Origin of the sequence: Chachezhania antarctica, from assembly GCF_003646465.1 — a bacterium.
GTDB lineage: Bacteria > Pseudomonadota > Alphaproteobacteria > Rhodobacterales > Rhodobacteraceae > Chachezhania > Chachezhania antarctica.
The window spans coordinates 1-12,829 of sequence record NZ_QZEX01000010.1; the positions used below are offsets into that span (position 1 = coordinate 1).

16 protein-coding genes are annotated in these 12,829 nt (G+C 62.4%); 14 read left to right on the top strand and 2 right to left on the bottom strand.

Translation table 11 applies throughout. From position 1 onward, the window contains the following. Positions 1-245: 245 nt before the first annotated feature. The 4 genes from D4754_RS17760 to D4754_RS17770 all read left to right on the top strand — a co-directional run bounded on the left by D4754_RS17760 (position 246) and on the right by D4754_RS17770 (position 5,228). Complete coding sequence (locus tag D4754_RS17760) at positions 246-2,423, top strand: ParB/RepB/Spo0J family partition protein (RefSeq protein WP_121066440.1); 2,178 nt, start codon at positions 246-248, stop codon at positions 2,421-2,423. A gap of 99 nt (positions 2,424-2,522) precedes the next feature. Then, entirely contained in the window at positions 2,523-2,996 is a 474-nt protein-coding gene (locus tag D4754_RS17765) for a hypothetical protein (protein ID WP_114276003.1), read from the top strand. Positions 2,997-3,379: 383 nt separating this feature from the next. Continuing rightward, positions 3,380-3,544, top strand: coding sequence for a hypothetical protein (locus D4754_RS24085; RefSeq protein ID WP_007803240.1), 165 nt, complete (start codon positions 3,380-3,382; stop codon positions 3,542-3,544). A gap of 238 nt (positions 3,545-3,782) precedes the next feature. Continuing rightward, positions 3,783-5,228 (top strand): hypothetical protein, encoded by a 1,446-nt coding sequence (locus tag D4754_RS17770; protein WP_114276004.1) that lies wholly within the window; start codon positions 3,783-3,785, stop codon positions 5,226-5,228. A 9-nt stretch (positions 5,229-5,237) separates the two neighbouring features. Here D4754_RS17770 and D4754_RS17775 read toward each other — a convergent pair whose 3' ends face one another. Beyond that, positions 5,238-5,525 carry an H-NS histone family protein gene (locus D4754_RS17775; RefSeq protein ID WP_009827212.1) on the bottom strand — a complete coding sequence of 96 codons (288 nt, stop codon included), beginning with the start codon at positions 5,523-5,525 and terminating at the stop codon, positions 5,238-5,240. Positions 5,526-5,944: 419 nt separating this feature from the next. Here D4754_RS17775 and D4754_RS17780 point away from each other — a divergent pair, with 419 nt between their 5' ends. Continuing rightward, complete coding sequence (locus D4754_RS17780; protein ID WP_009827211.1) at positions 5,945-6,349, top strand: single-stranded DNA-binding protein; 405 nt, start codon at positions 5,945-5,947, stop codon at positions 6,347-6,349. A gap of 54 nt (positions 6,350-6,403) precedes the next feature. Here the strand turns inward: D4754_RS17780 and D4754_RS17785 are convergent, their stop codons facing one another. Then, a complete protein-coding gene (locus tag D4754_RS17785; RefSeq protein ID WP_037954955.1) occupies positions 6,404-7,000 on the bottom strand; it encodes a hypothetical protein in 597 nt (198 codons plus the stop codon). Positions 7,001-7,039: 39 nt separating this feature from the next. On the opposite strand from D4754_RS17785, the gene D4754_RS17790 reads away from it, so the two are divergent. From D4754_RS17790 to D4754_RS17830, 9 genes are all read left to right on the top strand, one after another. After that, positions 7,040-7,945, top strand: a complete 906-nt coding sequence (locus tag D4754_RS17790; RefSeq protein WP_114276002.1) for a hypothetical protein — start codon at positions 7,040-7,042, stop codon at positions 7,943-7,945. A 137-nt stretch (positions 7,946-8,082) separates the two neighbouring features. Continuing rightward, the gene (locus D4754_RS17795; protein ID WP_121066443.1) at positions 8,083-9,282 is read left to right on the top strand and encodes a DUF932 domain-containing protein; all 1,200 of its coding nucleotides are present in this window, start codon (positions 8,083-8,085) and stop codon (positions 9,280-9,282) included. Positions 9,283-9,409: 127 nt separating this feature from the next. Then, on the top strand, positions 9,410-9,850 hold the full coding sequence (locus tag D4754_RS17800; protein ID WP_114276349.1) for a JAB domain-containing protein: 441 nt from the start codon (positions 9,410-9,412) through the stop codon (positions 9,848-9,850). 109 nt (positions 9,851-9,959) lie between these two features. Continuing rightward, positions 9,960-10,478, top strand: coding sequence for a DNA repair protein RadC (locus D4754_RS17805; protein ID WP_114276373.1), 519 nt, complete (start codon positions 9,960-9,962; stop codon positions 10,476-10,478). Positions 10,479-10,581: 103 nt separating this feature from the next. Beyond that, positions 10,582-11,073, top strand: coding sequence for a DUF6878 family protein (locus tag D4754_RS17810; protein WP_067297141.1), 492 nt, complete (start codon positions 10,582-10,584; stop codon positions 11,071-11,073). A gap of 10 nt (positions 11,074-11,083) precedes the next feature. After that, positions 11,084-11,461 (top strand): DUF6915 family protein, encoded by a 378-nt coding sequence (locus D4754_RS17815; RefSeq protein WP_114276348.1) that lies wholly within the window; start codon positions 11,084-11,086, stop codon positions 11,459-11,461. A gap of 1 nt (position 11,462) precedes the next feature. Beyond that, positions 11,463-11,660, top strand: a complete 198-nt coding sequence (locus D4754_RS17820) for a hypothetical protein (RefSeq protein WP_047998245.1) — start codon at positions 11,463-11,465, stop codon at positions 11,658-11,660. A 75-nt stretch (positions 11,661-11,735) separates the two neighbouring features. Further along, complete coding sequence (locus D4754_RS17825) at positions 11,736-12,155, top strand: hypothetical protein (RefSeq protein WP_067297244.1); 420 nt, start codon at positions 11,736-11,738, stop codon at positions 12,153-12,155. Beyond that, entirely contained in the window at positions 12,148-12,792 is a 645-nt protein-coding gene (locus tag D4754_RS17830) for an antitoxin of toxin-antitoxin stability system (protein WP_121066445.1), read from the top strand. The genes D4754_RS17825 and D4754_RS17830 overlap by 8 nt, the downstream gene beginning before the upstream one ends. Positions 12,793-12,829 lie beyond the last annotated feature (37 nt).

Consider the following 12,829-nt stretch of genomic DNA (forward strand, 5'->3'; position numbering starts at 1 on the left):
ACGACCCTGAAATGGGCTGCGCATCATCAGACCCGACGCAACAACCCGTCAACTGACGGCCTTCCAAGCCCTTCAGGCTGCGCCAACTGCTCCATAGTCGAGAAAACAGTCAAAAATCGAGGTGCCCCTTAGTTGGCCATGGCCAACTTTCTAACCCAGCTTAGAGGGAGAGAGTGGTTGTGAAGGGTTTGACGGGAAGTGAGATCGGGAGAGTGGCTTCCGACGCCCGTCGTGGAGAAAAACTGATGGCGAAACCTGTCCAGAAAATCACCCTGTCCCCTTCACGGGATATCCCTTTCGACAAGCTGGTGCTCAGCCAGTCCAACGTGCGGCGCATCAAGGCTGGCGTATCCGTCGAGGAACTGGCCGAAGACATTGGCCGCCGCGGCCTCTTGCAGAGCCTGAGCGTGCGGCACGTCTTGGCTGACGATGGGACCGAGACCGGCAAGTTCGAGATCCCGGCCGGTGGACGGCGGTTCCAAGCGTTGTCCCTGCTGGTGAAGCAGAAGCGTTTGGCAAAGACGACACCCATTCCCTGCATCGTGCGGGATGCAGCGTCCGACATCCTCGCCGAGGACGATTCCTTGGCCGAGAACATGCAGCGCGTCGCCCTGCACCCGCTCGACCAGTTCCGCGCGTTTGTGTCCCTCCGCGACAAGGGTCAGAGCGATGCAGAGATTGCTGCGGCCTTCTTCGTGACGCCACAGATCGTGAAGCAACGCCTGAAACTCGCCTCCGTCGCCCCTGCACTGCTTGAGGTCTATGCCGAGGATGGCATGACGCTGGAGCAGCTCATGGCCTTCACCGTGAACCCCGATCATGCGCGTCAGGTTCAGGTCTGGGATGTGATCCATTCATCCTGGAACAAGGAGCCATTCCAGATCCGGCGCATGCTGACAGAGACGTCGGTCCGGGCGTCTGACCGGCGCGCGGTCTTTGTGGGTGTTGAGGCCTACGAAGCAGCGGGCGGCACGATGCTGCATGACCTCTTTCAGGGCGATGACGGTGGCTGGCTCGAGGACCCTGCCCTGCTCGATCGGCTGGTGACGGAAAAACTCCAGGCCGAGGCTGAGACGGTTGCGGTTGAGGGCTGGAAGTGGATCGAGGTCGCGCTTGACCTGCCCTACGGCTACAGTCACGGGCTGCGGTCTCTGTCTGGTGATCCGGCACCGATGACGGATGACGAAGGTGCAGCTCATGCCAAGCTGCTCGCCGAGTACCGAGCGCTCGAGGAGGAATACGCGGATCAGGATGACATCCCCGACGAGATCGACACGCGGCTTGGCGTATTGGAAACGGAGATGGAAAAGATCGAGACCCGGCCGTTGATCTTCGACGCGGAGGAGATCGGGCGGGCAGGGGCGTTCGTCACGCTCGACCGCTACGGCGCGCTGGCCGTCTATCGCGGCTATGTGCGTCCAGAGGATGAGCCCGTTGACGAGACCGCGGTCCAGGATGGTACTGATCCTGCGGTGGCGGGGCGGGGGGATGATCGTAATCTCACCGATAGCCATGTCAGTGCCGCTCCTGGCGGAACCGTCATCATGTCGGGTGGTCAGCCGATCGGAGCTGACTTGCCGGAGGATGAGGACGACGGGGCGTTGAAGCCGCTGCCCGAGCGGCTGGTCATGGAGTTGACGGCCCACCGGACGCTGGCGCTGCGTGAAGCGATCGGGCGCTCGCCGGATGTCGCGCTGACACTCCTGCTCCTGAAGCTGGTGACGGACACCTTCCGCACCTCATCTGCTTCGGGCAGCTGTCTCGAGGCATCCGTGCGTCAGGTCTATATGTCAGCGCAAGCGCCCGATCTGAAAGACAGCGTGGTGGCGAAGCTGGTCGACGAGCGTCATGCGGAATGGGAAGCCGATCTGCCGCTTGGCGATGATGCAGCGCTCTGGGACTATCTGACGGTCCTCGATCAGGGCAGTCGGTTGGCCTTGCTGGCGCATTGCCTCAGCTTCGGCGTCAACGCGCTGCATGAGAAGGTGAACCCATACGGTGCAGGCATCTCCGCAGGCGGTCTGACCCGGCGGATGGCGCATTCCGATCTCGTGGCGCGTGCCACAGATCTCGACATGGTCGAGGCGGGCTGGGAGCCGACGGTCGACACCTATCTCAACCGCGTGCCCAAGGCCCGCATCCTCGAGGCCGTGCGCGAAGCGAAAGGGGAGGGGACTGCCCAGCTCCTCGATCACCTGAAGAAAAGCGAGATGGCCAGTGAAGCCGAGCGCTTGCTGAAGGGCAGCGGCTGGTTGCCCGAGGTCCTGCGCCGGAACGATCTCGTGGCGCTGGACGGTGAGGACCGTGCCGAAGGCCAGGGGGCGGATGCCGAAGTGGCTGACAGCGTCAGTGAAGCTGACCTTCCTGCATTCCTGACGGATGACCTGCCTGCTCAAGGCGCATCGATGCTGGCCGCGGAATAACGTGATCCAGTGGGGGGCGGAGATTCCGCCTCCAATCACCCTATAACGTAACAATATCAATAAGATGAATGCGATTACTCGCATTCAGAATGAGGAATCATGTCTGCAACAACCATCATCGACACCGCCCCCCTCGGGGCGCTCATTCGCTACACTGACGGCAGCCCCAAGCCACCGGCACGCTTCACCAAGAAGCTGGCGGCCTGGGAGCGCTCGAACGGCGTCGGCCGCCTTGTGAAAAAGGAACCACCCCGGCTTTACGCGACCTGGACGGCACCCGCGTCGTTCACGCTGCATGAGGGCAACTTCTCCTCGGACGGGGTGATCCTCGTGACCATCATGCGCAGCCATTCTGCTGACAGCACCCTCGTCTTCGAGGTGGCCGAGGAACCGAAGCCCGGGCAGGTCCGCGTGCTTCTCGACTTCGGCGGCAACACGGAGCTGCTGCATTTGGCGGAATCTGTCACTGCGGCCGAGCTTTGGATCGCCAAGGAAGGATACCGCAATGCGCGACTTGAAATCGTTGGCGATGAAGATGGCGAAAGGGCAGGGGGCGCGGACCTGGCCGCCTGAGCCCACTGAAACCGAGGGGCCCGCCCAAGCGCGGGCCTCTCAACCATCACAACCTCGTCCTTTGAGTTCGCGGGGCGCCAAAGGAACCATCCCCAAGGAAGGACGTCTTCAACCAAGAGTTTGGCCGGGAGGCTGGCGGCAAAAGCATCAGCGGGACAACCGGCTCCAGTCGTCAGGGCACCATCCCCCGCTCGCCATTCCCTTCCTTGGCCCAAATTCTGTCTTCGAGATCAACCCGCGAGGGGTCGGACTACGGGCGAGCCCGTGCCGCCGGGCGGATTCGGACGAGCCGAACGCACCCGGTGATGTCAGCCAGTATTCGGGCCTTCGAGGTCCTGTCGCGCGGGGGATGGTCCCCCGCCTCCAAGACAGGAGCCAAACAGATGTCCCGCAAAGATGCACACGCCTTCGCCGCCTCCCTCGCCGCCACGCTCATGGTCTCGATCGTCGTCTTCCAGGCAGGGGATGGAACCTTCGGCGCCGTCCCCGCCGATGAAATCGACGGCGACGAGGTCGTGATCGTCTCGGAGTACGATCCCTTCGGGTGAGGCTTTGGCCTCACTTCCCGAGGGCCCGGGCACCGCGCAGGTGCGCCTCCGGGCCTATCGGCGACCAAGTGATCGGCGATGCCGATCTGAGGAACGCCGGTCTGCGGCCCTGAGCAGATCGTGGTGCGCAGGGTTGGCCGGGCAGCGGACATGCGCAGTTGCGTCGAAGCCCTCAAGGACTATCAGCAGGCCTTGCCAAAGCCGACCTTTGCAACACTCGTTCAATCTGACACCGTACGTGAACATCGACAGCAGTGTTAAAGGACTTGCTTTGAAGGAAATTTCCGAACTCCGCTTCAATGCAATCGCTGGCTATGCCCGGCACCCGAGGGCAGTTTTGACTGGTGAGGAACTGGCTTACTACGAGGCAGAGGATGGGAGCATTCTCGGCCTGCTCATCAGGGACCGAACAGACGGTGACTTCGCGGGAATGGCCTTTGGCCGGGACGCGAAATTGCGGTTCCGGTGGACTTCCATGACCAATTTCCTCGAGAGCCCGGAACTGGCGCACGACGCATTGGCGGAACTGATGACCAATTTGCTCGATGAGCCGGACGAATTTCATCACCAAGGTGATGAAAGGGGGGAGCCGGTCAATTTCTTCACTCTTATGCACCCACTGGATGTCTTGCACCCGGACTTCCAGCAGGTCGCATCCGAAATTGGGTTCTTTCCTGCCCGGGGCATAATCGAACCAATGATGCGGTGGCACGAGGATCTAGATGGAAACTTCGTGGAGCAGTTCCAGTCCACCGCTTTCGACCAGCGGATTTGGGAACTTTACCTTTTCGCGACGCTAATCGAACTTGGGTTTTCCCTGGATGTGACGCATGCTGTGCCCGACTTCATCGGCACAAGCTTGTTTGGGCCCATCGCCGTCGAAGCGGTGACGGTTGGACCGACTCGGCGAGGCGCTGAAATTGTTCCGCCACCGCCCGTTGAGACCCAGGAACAGATGGAAGCGTATCTGTGGGACTATATGCCGATAAAGTTCGGCAGCCCATTGTTCAGCAAGCTAAGGAAAAAATACTGGGAAAAGGAGCAGATCGCTGGTGTGCCGCTGGTGTTTGCAATCGCGGACTTCTCATCGCCCGGCTCCATGATCCACACCCGATCCGCACTCGAGCGGTATCTCTACGGGTACTCCTTTGACGCCGCACGCGACGAGCAAGGAAGAGCCGTAGCTCAGCCCATAAAGATCATTGAGCACCGTTGGGGGGACAAGGTGATACCCTCCGGCTTCTTTGACATTCCGGACTCAGAACATGTCAGCGCCGTTATCTCCACAACCGCTGGTACGATCTCAAAATTCAATCGAATGGGGATTCTGGCCGGGTTCGACGCGGGCAATGTTTTGATGACGCGTACTGGCACTGTCGTCGACCCCGATCCCGTAGCGAGGGACCCGCTGCTCTTTAAGGCGATCGTGAACGCCAAAGGATACCATGAGAGCTGGGTGGAAGGACTCAACGTCTATCATAACCCGCGCGCCATCATTCCGCTTGAGGAACACCTCGTACCTGGTGCCGCGCATCACCATTGCGACGCGGAGGGCAACTGGACAACAACCGCCCCCCGCTTCCATCCTCTGGCATCAAGTACTGAAATCCTAGGCGGCGTGAATGTCGCTAAAGCGCTCGCGAATTTCGAAGGTTCGGCGATACGGTTCTGGAAAAAACCTTAGTGGTGGGCCCTATCTTGACGGTGCGTTCGCCATACTACTTCCTTGGCGACCCCGGCTGCACCAGGCGAGCGACAGGTTAGGGTGCCGGTATTTCGGCTGCGCAGGCGCACGGGCGGTTTTCGTCTCGGTGCCGACAAGTTCGGCCAGGGAGTAACCCAGATCCTGGGCGAGAGCTTCCACCTTGGAGCGGGCTTCCGCCTTCTGTCGATCCTCATAGGTGGAGATCGCCTTGGCGACGTCCTTCCGCATTTTCTTCAGCTCGCCGAGCGACAGTGCCTCGAGATCGTAATCAGCCATTGGTGCGCTCCGTGTCCTGAATGATCCGGTATCGATAGCCTGTCGCGGCAGGGTGCCGCAACTCCCGGAAGGCGGGGAGGCAGGTGACGAGCATAATCTTGGCCGCTAGTGGGGTGCTGGGCTTGGGTTCAGGCAGTCCCGATTGGCAGGATGACAGGGTCTGGCATGGGCTCCCCGCGCATCTCTGTCTTCTGGGCCATCCCTTCGACTGACAATCCCCTAATCCCGTTCGCTTGCCTGCGCGCAACCCCGCGTCAGCCCGGGCCGTGTTGGCCGCCTATGGCGTCCTACCCGCTCCACCCCGGTCCTTTGGGGGTTTCCGGTGTCCATGCTGTCCACCGTGCACGCATCACCCGACGGGCTTTTTCCGGGTCTTGTCGAAGGGACGGTCCCGAAGACAGGAAACACAGGAGCTAATCATGCAAAACATCGTCATCCTCGCCGGCAACATCGGTCAAAAACCCGAAACCCGCACCACCCAGGGCGGCACCAACATCACCAACTTCAGCCTTGCCACCTCACGCCCCCGCCTCTCGGAAGGTCGCGTCCTGCGCGACGAGAACGGCTACCGGATCATGGACACGGAATGGCACCGCATCACCTGCTTCAACGGTCTCGGCAAGACGGTCGCCGAGCACTGCGAAAAGGGCATGAAGGTCCTCGTCCATGGCCGCATCCACTACAGCAAGTGGATCGACAGCATGGGCAACGACCGCTACGGCTGCGAGATCATCGCCGAGAAGGTCGACTTTCTGAGCCGCCCAAAGTCGGCCGAGAACGAAAACCCCGAGCTGGTCGATCGCGACGATGAGATCCCGTTCTAAGAACGGGGTCTCCCCCTCGGGCCCGGCGGGACAACCCGCCGGGTCTGTTAAACTTCAGTCTTGCGTCTTCATCGCCGCCAGCTTCTTGTCGATCCTACCGATGTGGTGGTCCCAGTCATCTGCCCAGCCCTCGGCTTTCGCTTGCTCGCAGAGCGCCCTCGCCAAGGTCCAGTTGCCGCGCTTCTCTTCGATGATGCGAAGCTGCCGGTAGCCCGCGTGGGCAGGGATGAAGCCCCAGTTCTTGTCCTCGCGGAAGAACCGGGCGACATTAGCCCCGAGCCCGATCTGGCGCTCGAAACTCTTCACTGCCTCGTCCAAGGCGAACGGATCGTGATCGCGCCACCGGTAATAGAACCCACCCCTGACCGCAAAGTAGAAGTGCAGGTTAAGAACCGGGACGTTCTCGTTCACCAGCGTGTCCGCCCGATCTAGCAGCTTGTACCCCAGATGGCGCAGGTGCTCCTTCTTCAGGTATTCAGCCAGTGCGCCGAGGCTGTTCGGATTGGTCGACCGCGCAAGGCTTTCCGCCGTGCCTCCGCCGAGTGGCGCGAAGACCCCTTCGATGGTCGCGTGTTCCTCCGGCGTGAACGCTTCCGTCCACCAGTCACCGGTCGGTTGCGATTCGGCCTTTCGACGGAAAAATGGCAGCATCCTGTATCCCTTTCCCGCCACCGTGGGTAGCATCGCACTATGCAAATACCTGACGACATCACACCCATCCTGCGCGAGATCGACCAGTCGCTCAAGGAAAAGGCAATACCGCCGCACTCACGCCCCATAATGGCGGTGCTCGAGTTCGGAAATAGGTTCCGCATCAGTCTTCCGATTGCGAAGCTCCCGCCCGGTGCACCGGCAGAACTGGTCGCGACCAGCGTATACACCGACCGCATTCACCGCTGGTACGAAGAGGTCTATGGCGACCTGATCAAGACCGATTTCTCTGAGAAGGCCAAGGTCGCGGTCCTCGCGGATGGGGACATCTGGGAGATGCGGATTCCACTGATCTACGGGACAGTGGTCATCGAGGCCAAACGCGATCTGCCCAGCCACACCTGGAACAGAGTTGGGACACAGGTTCTCAACGTCAACGCATGCGTCTCGCTGACGGGCATCACTGAGGCCCGCCTGAAGCACTTTTCCGACGACGACCTGAACGAGGTCTACGGGCTGTTCGTGGTCGGGCTAGATGTTCGTGATGCATTCAAGCGGTTCCGCAAGTCCGACCCGATGTTCGCCGCCGCCGAACAGGATTGGTTCGCAGCAGTCGCGCATATGACCAACCAATCCCCGAACTGGGGGCAAGCCCGGTGGTCCTCGCTACAGATGACCGAGAAGTTCATGAAGGGCTTGATTGCCATCATCGGGGATTACGAGGTTCCATGGGGGCACAAGCTGAAAGAGCCGCATGCCGTCCTTGCCAAATCAATCCGAGGCCTCGACCTTCGCCACCTAATTGCAGACATCCAGTGTGACGCTTCGGTTCGGTACAACGACCCGAAGATGCCTTCCACACGCCAGCAGGCCTACGCTGCCCACAAGGCCAGCCTGCTCGTCGTGCGGGTCTTGGGCGACGTCCAGTACAGCCAAAACCGATGACTACCCGCAAGCCTCGCACACTGCCGCTTTGCTCTAATTCGCCATTGTGAACCCAAGAGCGAGAGGAGGGCCGGTTTCCCGGTGACGGGTTGAAGGCTGGGAGAGTGGCTCCCGGCGCTCGTCGCGGGAGATAGCCGATGGGCGTTGTAGAAGTTCTGGATCCGGTGCAGCCGATGGGGGCTGGTGGCTGGAAAGTGGATGTAAGCCGGGGTGAGCGGAACGGGCGGGTGTCGTCCGAATGGTTCAACCGGCCCGATGACGAGCGGTATCTGTCGCTCGACGATCTCTGGGCCAATGTGAAAGGCCGGTCGGAACGCAGCCGCAGCCGTGTGGTGCAGACGGCGAACATCCGGGTCGAGGCCGCGCGCGACAACCCCGAGCGGTTGCACCTGATGCTGCCGAAGGCGCAAGAACCGGTCGCGCCCACGCATTGGGCGTTTGGCCAGCTTGCCAGCATCGTTGGCGCACCGGCCTCCTACCTGCGGCAGCTGCCTGCGCCGCTGGCGGGGATCAACCTGCAATACGGCCTGACCAACCACCGCGCCGAACAGGTCAAAACCTTCGAGACCGAAGACGGCCGCACCGAACTGCGCGCCGTGACGGGCCCCGACTATGGCCGCATCCACGATTTCGAGCTGGTCGAGGCGGTGCAGCGCATTGCGGGCAATGGCACTGGCGACACGCGCTGGAAGGTGCCGGGCGTGCTGGACTGGTCGACAGGGGTCTACAACCCCGATGTCGAAATCAGCCGCGACACGACCACGCTTTATGCCTCGGACCGCGATGTCTTCCTGTTCCTGGTCGATGATCGCAACCCGATCGAGGCGGGTCGACTGCCCGACGGCTCTCCTGATCTCTACTTCCGGGGCTTCTACTGCTGGAATTCCGAGGTGGGCGCGAAAACCCTTGGCATGGCGAGCTTCTACTTGCGGGCGGTGTGCCAGAACCGCAATCTCTGGGGCGTCGAGGATTTTCAGGAGATCCGGATCCGGCATTCGAAATACGCCGCCTCCCGCTTTGCCCATGAGGCGGCCCCGGCGCTGACGCGGTTCGCCAATTCCTCGCCGCAGGGCTTCGTGAACGGCATCAAGGCCGCGCGGCAGCAGATCGTGGCGCGCAGCGACGAGGATCGCGCGGATTTTCTGCGCAAGCGGGGCTTCTCGAAGGCGGAGTCCGGCAAGATCATCGAGAAAGTGCTGATGGAAGAAGGCCGCCCGCCCGAGAGCATCTTCGACTTCGTGCAGGGCATCACGCGGCTTGCGCGCGACAAGACCCAGCAGGATGCCCGCCTCGACATGGAAGGGCGCGCCAAGAAGCTCCTCGACCGGGTGGGCTGATAGAGCGCCCAAGCAGCGATCGCCCGACACCGGGGCGGTCGCTGTAGCCTTTTTCTCAACATGCACGCCGCTGGCCATGCCCCGAAAGGGCAGGGGGCTTCGGTGTGCGGATTTCAGCGAGACACCCATGACTCCCCAGGAAGAAACCGTCATCCTTGAGGCCCGCGACATCCTTGGCCGCTATCTCAGCCAGAACCCGGTTATCGGCAGCTGGCAGGCGCTGATGGATTATTGCGCGCTGACCGTGCGTGGGCCGATCGAGCGGTTCCACGTCCTCTATCTCGACCGCAAGAATCGCATCATCGCCGATGAGCTCTTGTCGACCGGCACAGTTGATCATGTCCCGGTCTATCCGCGCGAGGTGATCAAGCGCGCCCTGATGCTGAACGCCAGCGCCCTGATCCTGATCCACAACCACCCGTCGGGTGATCCGACGCCGTCCGAGGCTGATCTCAGCATGACCAAGGAAATCCAGAAGGGCTGCAAGTATCTCGGCCTGACGCTGCATGACCACATCATCGTCGGCGCCGGGACGGAGCTGAGCCTGCGGGCCCTCGGCAAACTCTGACGCTGTGGCCAGATCCATCACCGTCGCCCTTTCGAGGAAGAGGGTGGCGGTTTGGTCTGTGACGGATGATGCGGGGAGAGTGGCTTCCCGCGCCGTTGGAGACATTGCCATGTTTGACCTTCCCCTGCCGATCCAGCCGAGCCCGCGTCCGATGGGCCCCGTTCTAAATGGCCCGACTGTCGCTCCTGATCCCAGCCTGCCTTTCGCGCTGACGCGGATGCACCAGACGCCGGCAGGCCTGATGTCGGGCACTGCTGCCCCCGTGGTCGTTGAGCGTTTCCCGACGTTGGTCGACGCCATGCAGGGGGCGTTTGAGTATGCAAAGGATAACGGCCTTGAAGCAGCGCCGCAGCTTCTGGCGATCCTTGATTGCGACCAGCGCCTGGTTCTTGCCGGGGCCACCAGTCATGGCGCTGTGGCTTGGTGCCACCCTGTCGCCAATGCTCTTGAGGCGCGGGCCATTGTGACCGAGGCGGTTCATCTGCGCGCCCAGGCTGGCCGCGCCACTGACTGGCACGAGCCTGAATTGGCGCAGCGGCTTCGTCACCGTGCTGATCTGCTGGATGCCCGCCTTGTCGACCCGCTCTGGCGCGCTTTTGCCGCCCGGGCGCTGCAGATCGCGGCGTGACGCCCGAGAGACAGAGGAGGGCTGGGAAGGGTTTGAGCCTTCGGGGGGCAGAGGAGTGCGCCACCCGGGGGGTCTGACCTGTCCTCACCGAACGGAGATATTCATGACCCAGACTGAACCCACTCTGGCCGCCCCGCTGCGGCCTTCCACCGTCGATTTCGGGGCGATCCTTGCCGCGCATGCCGAACGCACCGCCCGGACCCTCGCCCTGCGCCCATGCAACAAAGACCGCCTGTTCGATGGCCTCATGGCCGCCGGCATCACCCATGTCACCGTGACCTTCGACGGGGCCGGTGACAGCGGCCAGATCGAAAGCATCGGCGCCTGGGCGGGCGAGACGGCTGTCGACTTCCCCGCGACTGAAATCCCCTATGCCGCGCTGACGTGGGATGATCCCGAGGTCGAGATGCGCAGCCTGTCACTGGAGGATGTTGTCGAGCAGCTCACCTACGACTTCCTCTCCGATACCCATGACGGTTGGGAAAACAACGACGGCGCCTACGGCGAGTTCTGCTTCGACGCCGCCGCCCGCTGCATCCATCTCGAGTTCAACGAGCGCTTCACCTCGTCCGAACTTTACACGCACGATTTCTGAGGGGGCGACGATGGCACATCCCTACCACCACGCCCTGTCCTCAGTGAAGAAATGGGGCGGCACGGTCGATGATTTCATCGCGGTGCATGCATGGTTCGACCAAAGCAAGGAGATCACCGCCGATTTTCGGCACCGGGCCCTGCGGCACCATGCCGAGGGTATCTTCATGGCCGAGACGATTTTCGGTCCGACCCTCACGCTTTCGACCGGGCGCATCATCCCGACCCGCTGGGTCGGCGAACAGCACGTGAAGGAAGACCTCGGCTTCATCCCGAGCTTCGCCGACTGGGTGAAGGCCATCCGACCCGAACCCTGGATGGGCCGGTCCGAGCGGATCGAGGCGCTGGTCGATCCGCATCTCGCCTCGCCCTTGGTCGAGGTCAGTTGACATGACCGACCCGGCCTATCATCGCCTCGGCCTGCCGGTGACCGCTTCGCCTTACGCCGTCCTGCGCGCAGCGGTCCGGGCGCTTCATCCCGACACGCGCGCCGTGCGCGGCTTCCGGACCTCGCGCAAGCGCTTCTACCAGCAGATGCTCTGCGCCCATGCCGCGCGACAGGCGGCGGGCGACCAGCCAAACGGCTGATTACCCCCAACCACCCCTTCATTCCAACACAACGCCCGGCCGCCCGGCCGGGTTTTCCCCATTCAGGAGGTCCCCATGGCGGATTACTTCACCCATTTCTCATGCCTGATCGACGTCGGCAGCCCCGACAAGGCCGCCCGGGCCCTTGCCCTGTTCCAGCGCTTGCGCGCCGCGGATCAGGACGCCGATGACCCGGAGGTCTCGGGCTTCACTCTTGAGCGCCAGGACGCGCCCGAGGGCAGCACGCTCTGGATCCATGACGACGAGCACGGCGATGTCGAGGCGGTTATCCGTTTCGTGCTGCGCCTTGCAGAAGACTTCGAGCTCACCGGCCTCTGGGGGTTTCAGTACGGTCTGACCTGTTCCCGCCCGCGCCTCGACGCCTTCGGCGGCGGCGCGCATGTCATCGACCTCGGCGCGCAGAAATCCGTCGGCTGGACGAGCAGCCAGGAATGGCTGGCCGCCGCGCTAAACGGGGAGGAGGTCGATGCCTGAGGTCATCTGCACAACAGTCTACCAGTTCCCCGAACTCTCGGATGCCGCCAAGGAAAAGGCGCGCAGCTGGTATCGCGAGCTTGGCCCCCATGACGACTGGTGGGACGCGGTCTACGAGGATTTCGAGCGTATCTGCGATATCCTCGGCATTCGTCTCAAAACCACGCCCGTGCGCCTGATGGGCGGCGGCACGCGGGCCAAGCCCTGCATCTGGTTCTCAGGCTTCTGGAGCCAGGGCGACGGGGCTTGCTTCGAAGGTTACTGGTCCCACTCCAAGGGCGCGGCCGCGCGCATCCGGGACTACGCCCCGACGGACGCGACGCTGCATGGCATCGCCGACTGGCTGCAGGCCATCCAGCGGCGGAATTTCTACCAGCTCGCTGCCGAGGTCAGCCACCGCGGCCGCTACTACCACGAATACACCATGTCCGTGGACGTCACGCGGGACAGCCCGACCTGGCAGCCGCCGACCGAAGACGCCGAGGAGATCGTGACCGAGGCGCTGCGTGATCTGGCCCGCTGGCTCTACCGCCAGCTTCAGGCTGAATACGACCACCTGACCTCGGACGAGGCCATAGAGGAGGGGATCATCGTCAACGAGTACACCTTCACCGAAGAAGGGCGCCGGTTCGGGTGAGAGCGCAGGCAGTTCATTTGATCTTTACAATCAGGCC